General features: G+C 72.9%; 13 protein-coding genes. 9 read left to right on the forward strand and 4 right to left on the reverse strand.

The window, feature by feature from the left end; all coding sequences use genetic code 11:
• The first annotated feature begins 3 nt into the window (after window positions 1-3).
• Window positions 4-930 carry an ABC transporter ATP-binding protein gene (locus tag ACQRUO_RS24115; protein WP_428318127.1) on the forward strand — a complete coding sequence of 309 codons (927 nt, stop codon included), beginning with the start codon at window positions 4-6 and terminating at the stop codon, window positions 928-930.
• A complete protein-coding gene (locus ACQRUO_RS24120; RefSeq protein WP_428318128.1) occupies window positions 927-1,709 on the forward strand; it encodes an ABC transporter permease in 783 nt (260 codons plus the stop codon). The genes ACQRUO_RS24115 and ACQRUO_RS24120 overlap by 4 nt, the downstream gene beginning before the upstream one ends.
• Before the next feature lie 81 nt (window positions 1,710-1,790).
• On the opposite strand, the gene ACQRUO_RS24125 is transcribed toward ACQRUO_RS24120, so the two are convergent.
• Entirely contained in the window at window positions 1,791-2,456 is a 666-nt protein-coding gene (locus ACQRUO_RS24125) for an LPXTG cell wall anchor domain-containing protein (RefSeq protein ID WP_428318129.1), read from the reverse strand.
• Between the two features lie 197 nt (window positions 2,457-2,653).
• Between ACQRUO_RS24125 and ACQRUO_RS24130 the strand changes: the two genes are divergently transcribed.
• A complete protein-coding gene (locus tag ACQRUO_RS24130) occupies window positions 2,654-3,622 on the forward strand; it encodes a COX15/CtaA family protein (protein ID WP_428318130.1) in 969 nt (322 codons plus the stop codon).
• A gap of 131 nt (window positions 3,623-3,753) precedes the next feature.
• Here the strand turns inward: ACQRUO_RS24130 and ACQRUO_RS24135 are convergent, their stop codons facing one another.
• Entirely contained in the window at window positions 3,754-4,092 is a 339-nt protein-coding gene (locus tag ACQRUO_RS24135; protein ID WP_428318131.1) for a hypothetical protein, read from the reverse strand.
• 200 nt (window positions 4,093-4,292) lie between these two features.
• A complete protein-coding gene (locus tag ACQRUO_RS24140) occupies window positions 4,293-5,234 on the reverse strand; it encodes a heme o synthase (RefSeq protein ID WP_428318132.1) in 942 nt (313 codons plus the stop codon).
• A 443-nt stretch (window positions 5,235-5,677) separates the two neighbouring features.
• On the opposite strand from ACQRUO_RS24140, the gene tkt reads away from it, so the two are divergent.
• The 5 genes from tkt (at window position 5,678) to pgl (ending at window position 12,630) form a co-directional block, all read left to right on the forward strand.
• The gene (tkt, locus tag ACQRUO_RS24145) at window positions 5,678-7,777 is read left to right on the forward strand and encodes a transketolase (protein WP_428318133.1); all 2,100 of its coding nucleotides are present in this window, start codon (window positions 5,678-5,680) and stop codon (window positions 7,775-7,777) included.
• A 116-nt stretch (window positions 7,778-7,893) separates the two neighbouring features.
• Window positions 7,894-9,042: a transaldolase gene (gene tal, locus ACQRUO_RS24150; protein WP_428318134.1), complete on the forward strand. Its 1,149-nt coding sequence runs from the start codon at window positions 7,894-7,896 to the stop codon at window positions 9,040-9,042.
• A gap of 101 nt (window positions 9,043-9,143) precedes the next feature.
• Window positions 9,144-10,664, forward strand: a complete 1,521-nt coding sequence (zwf, locus tag ACQRUO_RS24155) for a glucose-6-phosphate dehydrogenase (protein WP_428318141.1) — start codon at window positions 9,144-9,146, stop codon at window positions 10,662-10,664.
• Window positions 10,661-11,848: a glucose-6-phosphate dehydrogenase assembly protein OpcA gene (gene opcA / locus ACQRUO_RS24160; protein WP_428318135.1), complete on the forward strand. Its 1,188-nt coding sequence runs from the start codon at window positions 10,661-10,663 to the stop codon at window positions 11,846-11,848. Before zwf ends, opcA begins: the two co-directional genes overlap by 4 nt.
• A complete protein-coding gene (gene pgl / locus ACQRUO_RS24165; RefSeq protein ID WP_428318136.1) occupies window positions 11,845-12,630 on the forward strand; it encodes a 6-phosphogluconolactonase in 786 nt (261 codons plus the stop codon). Before opcA ends, pgl begins: the two co-directional genes overlap by 4 nt.
• Before the next feature lie 155 nt (window positions 12,631-12,785).
• Here pgl and ACQRUO_RS24170 read toward each other — a convergent pair whose 3' ends face one another.
• Complete coding sequence (locus ACQRUO_RS24170; protein ID WP_428318137.1) at window positions 12,786-13,361, reverse strand: hypothetical protein; 576 nt, start codon at window positions 13,359-13,361, stop codon at window positions 12,786-12,788.
• 221 nt (window positions 13,362-13,582) lie between these two features.
• Between ACQRUO_RS24170 and ACQRUO_RS24175 the strand changes: the two genes are divergently transcribed.
• Window positions 13,583-14,501, forward strand: a 919-nt coding sequence (locus tag ACQRUO_RS24175; protein WP_428318138.1) for a serine/threonine-protein kinase, incomplete at its 3' end; no start/stop codon positions are given.

Here is a 14,501-nt window from a genome sequence, read left to right on the forward strand (position 1 = left end):
GGCATGCAGACAGAACCAGCGGTCGAGATCGCCGGGCTGGTCAAGCGGTACGGCGACAAGGTCGCGGTGGACGGCCTCGACCTGGTCATCCGGCGCGGCACCGTCACCGCCGTGCTCGGCCCCAACGGCGCCGGCAAGACCACCACCATCGAGACCTGCGAGGGCTACCGCCGCCCCGACGCCGGCACCGTGCGGGTGCTCGGCCTCGACCCGGTCCGGCAGGCCGCCGAGCTGCGCCCCCGGGTGGGCGTGATGCTCCAGTCGGGTGGCGTGTACGCCGGCGCCCGCGCCGTCGAGATGCTCGAGCACACCGCCAGGCTGCACGCCCACCCGCTGGACGTGCCGGCCCTGGTCGAGCGGCTCGGCCTGGGCTCCTGCGGCCGCACCAGCTACCGCCGGCTCTCCGGCGGCCAGCAGCAGCGCCTCGCGCTCGCCATGGCCGTGGTCGGCCGCCCCGAGCTGGTCTTCCTGGACGAGCCGACCGCCGGCCTGGACCCGCAGGCCCGCCGCGCCACCTGGGAGCTGATCCGCGACCTGCGCCGGGACGGCGTCACCGTGGTGGTCACCACCCACTACATGGACGAGGCCGAACAGCTCGCCGACGACGTGGCGATCGTCGACCGCGGCCGGGTGATCGCCCAGGGCAGCCCCGAGCAGCTCTGCCGCGGCGGCGCCGAGGGCAGCCTGCACTTCGAGGGCCCGGCCGGGCTCGACCTCGGCGCGCTCGCCAAGGTGCTGCCGGACGGCGCGGCCGCCGACGAGCCGGCCCCCGGCCGCTACCGGGTGCAGGCCCCGATGGACCCCAGGCTGGTCGCCACCGTGACCGCCTGGTGCGCCGAGGCCGGCGTGCTGCCCGAGAAGCTCACCGTGCAGCGGCGCAGCCTCGAAGACGTCTTCCTCGAACTGACCGGACGGGAGCTGCGCGGATGAGCACGGTCGACCACTCCACCGACTACGCGCCGCGGCCGGGCGCCGCCCCGGTCGCCCGGATGCTGCTGGCGCAGACCGCCTTCGAGACGAAGATGCTGCTGCGCAACGGCGAACAGCTGCTGCTCACCGTGGTGATCCCGACCGTGCTGCTGGTGCTGTTCAGCGCCGTCGACGTGGTCTCGGTGACCGGCCCCGGCAAGCGGGTCGACTTCCTGGCCCCGGGCCTGCTGGCGCTCGCGGTGATGTCCACCGCCTTCACCGGCCAGGCCATCGCCACCGGCTTCGAGCGCCGCTACGGCGTGCTCAAGCGGCTGGGCGCCAGCCCGCTGCCGCGCTGGGCGCTGCTCACCGCCAAGACCGGCTGCGTGCTGGTCACCGAGGCGCTCCAGGTGCTGCTGCTCTCGGTGATCGCGCTCGCGCTCGGCTGGTCCCCGCACGGCAACGTGCTCGCGGTGCTCGCCCTGCTGGTGCTCGGCACCGCCGCCTTCTCCGGGCTCGGCCTGCTGATGGCCGGCACCCTCAAGGCCGAGGCCACCCTGGCGGCCGCCAACCTGGTCTTCATCCTGCTGCTGCTGGCCGGCGGCGTGATCGTGCCGCTGAGCAGGTTCCCCGGCGCGGTGCGCGGGGTGCTGGAGGCGCTGCCGATCAGTGCGCTCTCCGACGGGCTGCGCGCGGTGCTGCAGAACGGGGCCGGGGTGCCGTGGGCGGACCTCGGCATCCTGGCCGGCTGGGCCGTGGTCGCGCTGGCCGCGGCGGCGCGCTTCTTCCGCTGGGAGTAGCCGCCGGGAGCAGCCGGCACGCCGAAGGGGCGGGGACCCGTGACGGTCCCCGCCCCTTCGCGTGCCCGGGTCGGTGCCGGGTCAGTGCCGGTGCGCGCGCCGGCGGCGGGTCAGGTAGAGCAGGCCGCCGCCCAGCACGACCACGCCCGCCCCGGCGGCCGCGATCGGCCCGGCCGAGCTGCCGCCCCCGGTGAAGGCGAGCGCGGGCGAGGTGCTGCTCGGCCTGGGCGCGGGGGTGGTGGGCCGGGGCGTGGGCCGCGCGCTGGTCCGGCTCGGCGAGGGCGACGGGGCGGCGGTGGTCGGGCTCGGCGAGGGCGCGGGCGCGGCCGTGGTGGGACTCGGCGAGGGCGAGGGCGAGACGGTGCTGGGGCTCGGACTGGGGGTCGGGCAGACCGGGATGGTCGCCGTCCAGGAGCCGGTGCCGCCGCCACTGCCCTTGGGGTCGGCCGAGGTGTAGACGACCAACTCGGCGACCTCCGCAGCGGTGTGCGCCGCCACCGGGAAGTCCTTGTGGTAACTGTCCCCGAACGGCTGGAGGTTGACCACCGTCTCCCCGTTGATCTTCACGGTGACGGTGTTCTGGGCGCTCGCGTCGTACTTGATCAGGTCGACCGTGACCGTGGAGCAGGTGGCCGTGATCGAGGGGATGTTCGCCCACGCGCTGCCGGTCAGCGCCGCCGAGCCCAGCACCGCGAGCGCCGCCGCTGCGACCAGCGTCCGACCGGTTGACCGCCCTTGTCGCGCCATGACCAGTGATCCTTCCGAAGGAGGCTGTGCAGCACGGACGTTGGCAACGCCAGTGACCGACCGGCTACATCGGGTTCGGACGGACTCTACCGGCACACCAGCCCCGATCGACCCCCGACGAACGGCTGGATTTCGCCCCCGCGCGCCGCGCCGCCCCCGGGCGCAAGATCGGGAACCGGGCGACCTACCATGAATCGGTGCGTACCCCCTTCTCCCTGCTGGCCGAGCGCTGGCACCCGTCCGCCGCGTTCGTCCGGCGGGCCGCGCTGGCCGCACTGGTGATGAGCGTCGTCATCGTGGTCACCGGCGGCGCGGTCCGGCTGACCGGTTCCGGGCTCGGCTGCAAGACCTGGCCGACCTGCACCGGAAACAGCATCACGCCGACCCCGGCGATGGGCCTCCACGGGATCATCGAGTTCACCAACCGGACGTTGACCGACGTGCTCTGCGCGGTGGTCGGGATCCTGATCCTGGCGGCCCGCTGCGCCCAGCCCTGGCGACGCTCGCTCAGCCGGCTGGGCTGGGCCCAGTTCTGGGTGGTGATGAGCAACGCCGTGCTCGGCGGGATCACCGTGCTGGTCAAGCTCAACCCGTACGTGGTGGCCTGCCACATGCTCTCCGCGCTGGCCCTGTGCTGGGTCGCGGTGGTGACCTGGGAGCGGGCCAAGGAGGGCGACGGCCCGATCCGCCCGCTGGTGGTCGAGCCGCTGCGCAAGCTGGCCTGGCTGCTGGTCGGGGTGACCGGCGGGCTGGTGGCGGCCGGGACCATGGTGACCGGCGCGGGCCACCACCCGGGCGACTCCAGCGACGTGCCGCGGATCCCGATCAGCTACGACCGGCTGGCCCAGCTGCACGCCGACTTCGCCTTCGCCGCGGTCGGCCTCTCGCTGGCCGTGATCTTCGCGCTGGCCGCGGTCAAGGCACCGGCGCCGGCCCGGGCCCGGGCCCGCGAGCTCTTCCTGGTGCTGATGGCGCAGGCGGTGCTCGGCTACGTGCAGTACTTCACCGACGCGCCCGAACTGCTGGTCGGGCTGCACATGCTGGGCGCCTCGCTCACCTGGATCGCCGCGCTGCGCATCCCGCTGGCGCTGCGGGCGCGGGACGCCGTCGACGCGCCGCAGGGCGCGCTGCCCGCCCAGGAGGCCCCGCAGGCCGCCACCGTCTGAGCTCGTCACCGTCTGAACTCGTCGGCGCCCGAGCTCGTCGGCGCCTGCGCAGGCGCACGCCGAAAGGCCCTGACTCCCACCGCACCGGGGAGTCAGGGCCTTTGTCGTACCGGCAGTCGTACCGGAGGGCGTCAGCCGCCGAGCTGGAGGCCCGCCATCCGCTTCCACTCGTACGAGCCGGTGCGCACCTTCAGGGCGAGCTCGCCCTCGAAGGAGTCGTGCAGCGTGATCCCGGCCAGCTCCGCGGCCCGGCGGCCGACGGCGTAGCTGGGCGCCACCTGGTCGCCGAAGGCGCCGTCCTGGCCCACCAGGACGATCCGGGTGGCCGCCTGGCCCACGTACTCCACCACGCCGTCGGCGCTGCCGCCGTGCTCCTTGGTGAAGGCGGTGAGGTGCTTGGCGATGCGCTGGGCCCGACGCTCGGCGCGGGCGTCCGGGGCGGCGGGGGCGGAGGTCTCTGCGCTGCTCATGACGGCATGCTACCCACGGGTAGCGGAACTTGCGACGGCGCGGCCGTGTGCCGCGGGCCACAGGACGGGCTACCGGCCGGTACCCCGGGACTCCTGCACGGCCGGGACGCCCCAGCACGCCGACGGAAACGCCGACGGAAACGCCGACGGCCCCGGCGCGCCGAGCGCACCGGGGCCGTCGCGGAGCTGCCGCGCGGGTCCTACCGCAGGAACGGGTCCACCGCGACCACGACCATCAGCAGCGTCAGGTAGGTGATGGACCAGTGGAAGAGGCGCATCTCCTTGAGCTTCGCGCCCACCACGCCGGCCTTGGCGCGCGCCTGCAGCGCGTGCGCCTCCTTGATCCAGAATGCGCCCAGCACCACCGCCGCGGTCGGGTAGAGCCAGCTGGTGTGGTCCAGCGGCCAGAGCGCCAGCGAGACCGCGACCATGATCCAGGAGTAGGCCACGATGTGCCGGGCCACCGCCACGTTGCCCGCGGTCACCGGCAGCATCGGCACGCCGGCCTTCGCGTAGTCCTCGCGCACCTTCATCGAGAGCGGGTAGTAGTGCGGCGGGGTCCAGAAGAAGATGACCAGGAAGAGCACCACCGGCGCCCAGGCCAGCGAGTCGGTCACCGCGGCCCAGCCGACCAGCACCGGCATGCAGCCGGCGATGCCGCCCCAGACGATGTTCTGCGTGGTGCGCCGCTTGAGGCCCAGCGTGTACACGAAGACGTAGAAGAGGTACCCGGCCAACGCCAGCCCGGAGGCCAGCCAGTTGACCAGCAGGCCGAGCCAGAGCGTCGAGACGACGCCCAGGGTGATCCCGAAGACCAGGGCCTCGCGCGGCGAGACCATCCCGGTGACCAGCGGCCGCCGCTCGGTGCGGCTCATCACCGCGTCGATGTCGCGGTCGACGTACATGTTCAGCGAGTTGGCGCCACCGGCGGAGAGGTACCCGCCGATGACGACCTCCAGCACGGTCAGCAGGTTCGGCACCCCGCGCTGCGCCAGGAACATCACCGGAACGGTGCTCATGAGGAGCAGTTCGATGATGCGAGGCTTGGTCAGTGCGACGAACGCCCCGACACGGGCCCCCAGCGGCCGGCGCGCGGGAGTCGTCCCGAGGACCCCGGCGGGGCGGGATTCAACGGCGGTCACGAACACCCCAACTGAAGATGAATCTTCGCAGGCGTCCACGGGTCGATTGCTCGTGAATCCGTTCACGCTGCGCGTACCACGCCACCTTAGACGGTGCATATCTCCGGATCCGCTCCGGGGTCGACTGACGGGGCCGGGCCGCACTCCCGTGGGTGAGTGGACGAAGGAAGCCGCTGATCAGCGGGCGGCAACGGACAAACCGGGCGAAGGTGGGACAGGTGATGCCCGGGTGAGCCGGGCGCACTACTTGACGGAATCGCACGCCGAAAACCCCCGGTTGTCCCCGTACGGAAGGCAGGCCCCGGCCTGGGGGGTAGGCTCGGCCGCAGCAGCGGGATCAACCCTCCGTGACCGGCGCCGACCCAGCGTCCGGCCCACAGCGACGTGGCCGACCCGGTCCCTTCACGGGGTCACACCTCACTACGGAAGGAGCCCTGAGAAGGGTGAGCACGACTCCGACGAACGCGATCGAATGGTCCGACCTCGACGAGCGGACGGTCGACACCGCCCGGGTCCTGGCCATGGACGCGGTGCAGAAGGTCGGGAACGGCCACCCGGGGACGGCGATGGCCCTCGCCCCCGCGGCCTACCTCATTTTCCAGCGCTTCCTGCGGCACGACCCGACCGACCCGAACTGGGTCGGCCGTGACCGCTTCGTGCTGTCGCCCGGCCACACCAGCATGACGCTCTACACCCAGCTCTTCCTCTCCGGCTACGGCCTGGAGCTGGACGACCTGAAGGCCTTCCGGGTCGCGGGCAGCCGCACCCCGGGCCACCCGGAGCACGGCCACACCGCCGGCGTGGAGACCACCACCGGCCCGCTGGGCCAGGGCATCGCCAACGCGGTGGGCATGGCGATGGCCGCCCGCTACGAGCGGGGTCTGTTCGACCCGCAGGCCGAGCCGGGCCAGTCCCCGTTCGACCACACCATCTGGGCGATCGTCTCCGACGGCGACCTGGAGGAGGGCATCTCCGCCGAGGCCTCCTCGCTGGCCGGCCACCAGAAGCTCGGCAACCTGGTCGCGCTCTACGACGACAACCACATCTCGATCGAGGGCGACACCCAGACCGCCTTCTCCGAGGACGTGCTGGCCCGCTACGAGTCCTACGGCTGGCACGTGCAGCGCGTCGCGCCCAAGGAGAACGGCGACATCGACGTGCAGGCGCTGGCCGCCGCGCTCGCCGCCGCCAAGGCCGAGACCGGGCGCCCGTCGATCATCGGCATGCGCACCATCATCGCCTGGCCGGCGCCGAACGCCCAGGACACCGCCAAGGCGCACGGCTCCGCGCTCGGCGCCGAGGAGATCGCCGCCACCAAGAAGGTGCTGGGCTTCGACCCGGACCGCACCTTCGAGGTCAGCGACGAGGTGCTCAGCCACGCCCGCCAGGTGATCCAGCGCGGCAAGGCCGCCCGGGCCGAGTGGGAGAGCGGCTTCGGCGCCTGGCGCGCGGCCGACGCGCAGCGCGCCGCCGAGTTCGACCGGATCCAGGCCGGCGAGCTGCCGAACGGCTGGAAGAAGGAGCTGCCGGTCTTCCCGGCCGGCAAGGACGTCGCCACCCGCAAGGCCAGCGGCGACACCCTGAAGGCGCTCGGCGCGCTGATCCCGGAGCTGTGGGGCGGCTCGGCCGACCTCGCGGAGTCCAACCTCACCACGATCGACGAGGGCTCCTCCTTCCTGCCCGAGGGCAACCCGCTCAAGGGCGCCGGCCCCTACGGCCGGACGATCCACTTCGGCATCCGCGAGCACGCCATGGGCTCGACCATGAACGGCATCGCGCTGCACGGCAGGACCCGGGTCTACGGCGGCACCTTCCTGGTGTTCTCCGACTACATGCGCCCGGCGGTCCGACTGGCCGCGCTGATGAAGCTGCCGGTCACCTACGTCTGGACGCACGACTCGATCGGCCTGGGCGAGGACGGCCCGACCCACCAGCCGGTCGAGCACCTGGCCGCGCTGCGCGCCATCCCGGGCCTGTCGGTGGTCCGCCCGGCCGACGCCAACGAGACCGCGGTCGCCTGGCGCACCGTCCTGGAGCGCCAGACCAGCCACCCCGGCCCGGTGGGCCTGGCGCTGACCCGCCAGGGCGTGCCGACCTACGACCGCGAGGTGTACGGCTCCGCCGAGGGCACCGCCAAGGGCGGCTACGTGCTGGCCGAGGCCTCCACCGGCGCGCCCCAGGTGATCCTCATCGGCACCGGCTCCGAGGTGCAGCTGGCGATGGCCGCCCGCGAGACCCTGGAAGCGGAGGGGATCGGGACCCGCGTCGTCTCGATGCCGTCCGTCGAGTGGTTCAACGAGCAGGACCAGGCCTACCGCGACCAGGTGCTGCCGCCCACCGTCAAGGCCCGGGTGTCGGTCGAGGCCGGGATCGCCCAGGGCTGGCGCGACCTGGTCGGCGACCACGGCCGGATCGTCAGCCTGGAGCACTTCGGTGCCTCCGCCGACTACAAGGTGCTGTACCAGGAGTTCGGCATCACCGCCGAGGCCGTGGCGCACGCCGCCCACAAGTCGCTGCGTTCCCTGGAAGCCGTCAACCGCTGACGCTCCACCGGCCGCGCGCCCGAGGCACACCCGACCGGCCCGGTGGGCCCGACGGGCTCCCGGGCGCGCGGCCCCTCCCGCTTCCTGAAGACCGACAGACCGAAGGACTGAGCAGTATGACTGACGCACTGAAGCGCCTCAGCGACGAAGGCGTGGCGATCTGGCTGGACGACCTCAGCCGCACCCGGCTGAACAGCGGCAACCTCGCCGAGCTGGTGCAGAGCAAGCACGTGGTCGGGGTCACCACCAACCCGACCATCTTCCAGAAGGCGATCGCCGGCAGCGGCGACACCTCCTACGACGGCCAGCTGCGCGACCTGGCGGTCCGCAAGGTCGGCACCGACGAGGCGATCCGCATGATCACCACCTCGGACGTGCGGGACGCGGCCGACGTGCTGCGCCCGGTCTACGACGCCAGCAACGGCCGCGACGGCCGGGTCTCGATCGAGGTCGACCCGCGCCTGGCCCACGAGACCGCGCCGACCGTGGCCGAGGCCAAGCAGCTGTGGTGGCTGGTGGACCGCCCCAACGTGCTGATCAAGATCCCCGCCACCAAGGCCGGCCTGCCCGCGATCACCGAGGTCATCGCGCACGGGATCAGCGTCAACGTCACCCTGATCTTCTCGCTGGACCGCTACAAGGCCGTCATCGACGCCTACCTGACCGGCCTGGAGCAGGCCAAGGCGAAGGGTATCGACCTCTCCTCGATCGAGTCGGTCGCCTCCTTCTTCGTCTCCCGGGTCGACACCGAGATCGACAAGCGCCTCGACGCGATCGGCACCGACGAGGCCAAGGCGCTGCGCTCCAAGGCCGCCCTGGCCAACGCCCGGCTCGCCTACCAGGCCTACGAGGAGGTCTTCGGCTCGGTCGACGGCAAGAAGGCCGCCGGCGAGCGCTGGAAGGCCCTGGAGGCCGCCGGTGCCAAGCCGCAGCGCCCGTTGTGGGCCTCCACCGGCGTCAAGGACCCGGCGCTGCCGGACACCCTGTACGTGACCGAGCTGGTCGCCCCCGGCACCGTCAACACCATGCCCGAGGCCACCCTGGACGCCACCGGTGACCACGGCACCGTCGCCGGCGACACCATCACCTCGAACTACGAGGACGCCCAGGGCGTGCTGGCCGCGCTGGCCAAGGTCGGCGTGGACTACGACGACGTGGTCCAGGTGCTCGAGGACGAGGGCGTGCAGAAGTTCGACGCCTCCTGGCAGGAGCTGCTGGACACGGTGACCGCCTCGCTGGCGTCGTTCGCGGCCGAGAGCAACTGACCCGCTCGCACTCGCACGGAAAGCTGAGCCCAGCAGTGAGCAATGCACCAGCATTTCCCGACCTGGAGGGGGCCGAGGTGACGCAAGGGGACGTTCCGCAGCTGCCGGTGAATCCGCTGCGCGATCCGGCGGACCGCCGACTGCCGAGGATCGCCGGACCGTCCGGTCTGGTGATCTTCGGCGTCACCGGCGACCTGTCGCGCAAGAAGCTGATGCCGGCGATCTACGACCTCGCCAACCGCGGCCTGCTGCCGCCGGGCTTCTCGCTGGTGGGCTTCGCCCGCCGCGAGTGGGAGGACGAGGACTTCGCCAAGGAGGTGCACGACGCCGTCAAGGAGCACGCGCGCACCCCCTTCCGCGAGGAGGTGTGGCAGCAGCTGGCCAAGGGCATGCGGTTCGTCCAGGGCACCTTCGACGACGACAACGCCTTCGACCAGTTGCGCCAGACCATCGAGGAGCTGGACAAGGCGCAGGGCACCGGCGGCAACTTCGCGTTCTACCTCTCGGTGCCGCCGAAGTTCTTCCCGACCGTGGTCCAGCAGCTGAAGAAGCACGGCCTGGCCAACCCGCCGGCCGGCTCCTGGCGCCGCGCGGTGATCGAGAAGCCGTTCGGCCACGACCTGGGCAGCGCCCAGGAGCTGAACAAGGTCGTCCACGAGGTCTTCCCGCGGGACGAGGTCTTCCGGATCGACCACTACCTGGGCAAGGAGACCGTCCAGAACATCCTGGCGCTCCGCTTCGCCAACACCATGTTCGAGCCGATCTGGAACCGGTCCTACGTGGACCACGTGCAGATCACCATGGCCGAGGACATCGGCATCGGCGGCCGGGCCGGCTACTACGACGGCATCGGCTCGGCCCGGGACGTGATCCAGAACCACCTGCTCCAGCTGATGGCGCTGACCGCCATCGAGGAGCCGGCCTCGTTCCACCCCAAGGCCCTGGTGGCCGAGAAGCTCAAGGTGCTCAGCGCTGTGCAGTTGCCCAAGGACCTGGGCAGGCACACGGTGCGCGGGCAGTACGCCGCGGGCTGGCAGGGCGGCGAGGAGGTGGTCGGCTACCTGGACGAGGACGGCATCAACCCCGAGTCCAAGACCGACACCTACGCCGCGATCAAGCTGGAGATCAACAACCGCCGCTGGGCCGGGGTGCCGTTCTACCTGCGCACCGGCAAGCGGCTGGGCCGCCGGGTGACCGAGATCGCGGTGGTCTTCCAGCGCGCCCCGTACCTGCCGTTCGACTCCTACGCGACCGAGGAGCTGGGACAGAACGCCCTGGTGATCCGGGTGCAGCCGGACGAGGGCGTCACGGTGCGGTTCGGCTCCAAGGTGCCGGGCACCTCGATGGAGGTCCGGGACGTGACGATGGACTTCGCCTACGGCGAGTCCTTCACCGAGTCCAGCCCGGAGGCGTACGAGCGGCTCATCCTCGACGTGCTGCTCGGTGACGCCAACCTCTTCCCGCGGCACCAGGAGGTCGAGCTCTCCTGGGAGATCCTGGACCCGATCGAGAAGTACTGGGACCAGCACGGCAAGCCCGCGCAGTACGCGGCCGGCACCTGGGGACCGGCCGAGGCGGACGAGATGCTCGCACGAGACGGCAGGAGCTGGCGCCGGCCATGAAGATCGACCTGACGGACACCACGTCCAGCAAGATCAACAGCACCCTGATGGACGCCCGCCGGGCGGTCGGTTCGACCGCCGCCGGCATGGTCCTGACGCTGGTCATCGTGACCGACGAGGGCAGCGCCTACGACGCCCTCAAGGCCGCCAACGACGCCTCCCGCGAGCACCCCTCGCGGATCCTCGTGGTGATCAAGCGCGCGGGCCGCTCGCCCCGGGCCCGGGCCGGTGCCCGGCTGGACGCCGAGATCCTGGTCGGCTCCGACGCCGGCTCGGGCGAGACGGTGGTCCTCCGGATGCACGGCGAACTCGCCTCGCACGCCCAGTCGGTGGTGCTGCCGCTGCTGCTGCCGGACGCCCCCGTGGTGATCTGGTGGCCGGAGAACGCCCCGCTGCACCCGGCCCAGGACCCGCTCGGGGCGATCGCCCAGCGCCGGATCACCGACGCGGTCACCGCCGAGAACCCGGTCGAGCAGCTGGCCGTCCTGGCGGACAGCTACACGCCCGGCGACACCGACCTGGCCTGGACCCGGCTCACCAGCTGGCGCTCCATGCTGGCCGCCGCGCTGGACCAGCGGCCCACCCAGGTCACCGGCGCGGTGGTCGAGGGCGAGTCGTACAACCCCAGCGTCGAGCTGCTCGGCCTGTGGCTGCACGACCGGCTGCGGGTGCCGGTGGAGCGGGTCACCACCGACGGTCCGGGCATCACCGCGGTGCGGCTGCGCAGCAAGGCCGGGGAGATCGTCCTCGACCGGCCCGACGGGCTGATGGGCACCCTGTCCATCCCGGGCTCGCCGGACCGCCTGGTGGCGCTCAAGCGGCGGGACACCGCCGAGCTGATCGCCGAGGAGCTGCGCCGGCTGGACGAGGACGCGATCTACGCCGCGGCGGTGCGGACCGGCGTCAGCCGGCTGATCGACCCGGCCGACGGCCCGGCGCCCACCGCGGGCGACGCGCTCGGCCTGGCCGAGGTGGCCGAGGAGACCGCGAACGTGGTCGAGGCCGCGGTGGCCACCCCCCGGGTGACCGCCAAGGTCCCGGCGGCCGCGGAGCCGGCCCGGAAGGTCGCCAAGGCGGCCGCCAAGGAGGTCGCCAAGAAGACCGCCAAGGCCGCCGAGAAGAGCACCGCGAAGAGCACCGCCAAGGCCACCGGCAAGAAGGCCGCGAAGCGGGGCGGCGCGTGACCGTCGTTCCGCAGCTGGTCGTCCACCGCGACAAGGAGCTGATGGCCCAGGCGGCCGCCGCCCGGCTGATCACCAAGATCGTCGACGCGCAGTCCGCCCGCGGCCTGGCCTCGGTGGTGCTCACCGGCGGGCGCAACGGCAACGCGCTGCTCGCCGCGATCGCCGCCTCCCCGGCCCGGGACGCGGTGGACTGGTCCCGGCTGGACCTGTGGTGGGGCGACGAGCGCTTCGTGCCCTCCGCCGACCCGGAGCGCAACGCGGTGCAGGCCACCGACGAGCTGCTCGGCCGGGTCCCGCTGGACCCGGCGCGGGTGCACTTCATGCCCGCCTCGGACGGCGTGGACGGCGCCGACGTGGAGGCCGCCGCCGAGCGGTACGCCGAGGAGCTGGCCAAGGCCGCGGGTCCGCAGGACCGCCGCGGGGTGCCGGCCTTCGACGTGCTGCTGCTCGGCGTCGGCCCGGACACCCACGTCGCCTCGCTCTTCCCCGAGCACCCGGGCGTGCGGGAGACCGCGCGCACCGTGGTCGGGGTGCGCGGGGCGCCGAAGCCGCCGCCCACCCGGATCTCGCTGACCCTCCCGGCCATCCGGGCGGCCCGCGAGGTCTGGCTGCTGGCGGCCGGCGAGGACAAGGCGGGCGCGGTGGCGCTGGCGCTGTCCAGCCCCGGCGAGTTGCAGGCCCCGGCCTCCGGGGCGTACGGCACCAGCCGCACGCTCTGGCTGCTGGACCGGGCGGCGGCGGCCGAGCTGCCGCCCGCGCTCTACCCCCCGGCCTCGGCCTGACACTGCGTCAACACACAGCAGGGGGGGGGGGGCTCTTTGGGTGTGCCCCCCCCCCCCCCCCCCCCCTCCCTCCCCCCCCCCCCCCCCCCCCCCCCCCCCCCCCCCCCCCCCCCCCCCCCCCCCCCCCCCCCCCCCCGTACCCGTCGCCGCCCCGGTCAGCGGGCGAAGCGCCGGGTGAAGACGAAGCCCTCGATGCCGGCGACCAGGTAGAAGAAGATGTCCTTGGCGTCCATCATGGCCTTCCAGCCCTGCATGGTGTCGCCGAACTCGGAGCCGAACACGTCGCCCGGGCCGAGGCCGTACTGCTGGTGCAGCACCAGGTAGATGAAGAACAGCTGGCCGAGGAAGACCCCGAGCAGCGAGAAGAGCGCGCCGAGCACCGGCAGCAGCGGGTTGCGCCCGCCGACCCGGCCGAGCGCGAGGGCGACCGCCATGGACAGTGCGAGTGCGAAGTAACTCCACTGCGAGTTGGTGGCCTTCATGATGAAGCCGTACGCCGCGGCGCCGGCCAGCATGGTGACCAGGCCGAGCGCGATCCCGGCGCCCGCGTTGCCGCGCCGCGCGACCGGTGCGCCCGGCTGCGGGTAGCCGTAGGGCGCGCCCTGGGCGTAGGCGGCCGGTTGGCCGGGAACCGGCGGTTGCGGGTTGGCGTACCCCTGCGGCGGGCCGAAGGCCGGCGGCCCGGGCTGCGGCGGAACGGGCTGGTGGGAGGGCGGAACGGGCGCGGTCATGGAGCTTCCCCCGTGCTGGTGCGGATGCGACGGGGGCGAACGCTAGCAGTGCCGTCCGGTCGGGGAACACCGGATTCAGGTCACGCTTCCGAATTCCAGGGGTCGAGTGAACAGCCGCCGCGGGCACAGGGGATGATGGAGGCTTGACCGTCGGACCGGTGCGCGCAGCGACCCCGACGGTTCGTCACCTGACCGGCAGCAGCACATGGGGGAACGCCCGAATGACCCAGCCGCAGGGCACTTCCGGACGCGTCCTGGCCGACCGGTATCGGCTCGACTCGGTCCTCGGCAGCGGCGGCATGGGGACCGTCTGGCGGGCCGAGGACGAGATGCTCGGCCGGATCGTCGCCGTGAAGGAACTGCGGATGCACGGCAGCGTCGACGACGACGAGCGGCACCGCCTGATCGTCCGGACGCTGCGCGAGGCCAAGGCCACCGCGCGGATCCGGCACACCGCCGCCGTCACCGTCTTCGACGTGGTCGAGGAGGACGACCGGCCGTGGATCGTGATGGAGCTGGTCGACGGCCGCTCGCTGGCCGAGGTGGTCAAGGAGGACGGGCCGGTCACCCCGACCCGGGCCGCCGAGATCGGGCTGGAGCTGCTCGGCGTGCTCGGTGCCGCGCACAGCCAGGGGATCCTGCACCGGGACGTGAAGCCGTCCAACGTGCTGATCGGCGACGACGGCCGGGTGGTGCTGACCGACTTCGGCATCGCCAGCGTCGAGGGGGACTCCTCGGTCACCTCGACCGGGATGCTGGTCGGCGCGCCCTCGTACATATCCCCGGAGCGGGCCCGCGGCCAGAAGCCCGGCCCGCCGGCCGACCTGTGGTCGCTGGGCGGCACGCTCTACGCGGCGCTGGAGGGCAAGCCGCCCTACGACCGCGGCTCGGCACTGGCCACCCTCACCGCGGTGATGACCGAGCAGCTGCCGCCGCCGCAGCACGCGGGGCCGCTGCGCCCGGTGATCGAGGGTCTGCTGGAGAAGGACCCGGACAAGCGCCTCGACGCCTCGACCACCCGCTCGATGCTCAAGCGGATCGTGGCGCAGGCGACCGCGCTCGCCGAGTCCACCACCCGGGTCACGCTGCCGACCACCGGGGCCACCGCGGTGCTGCCGGCCGCCGAGTCGTCGGCGCCCG

Source organism: Kitasatospora sp. LaBMicrA B282 (assembly GCF_050325825.1).
GTDB lineage: Bacteria > Actinomycetota > Actinomycetes > Streptomycetales > Streptomycetaceae > Kitasatospora.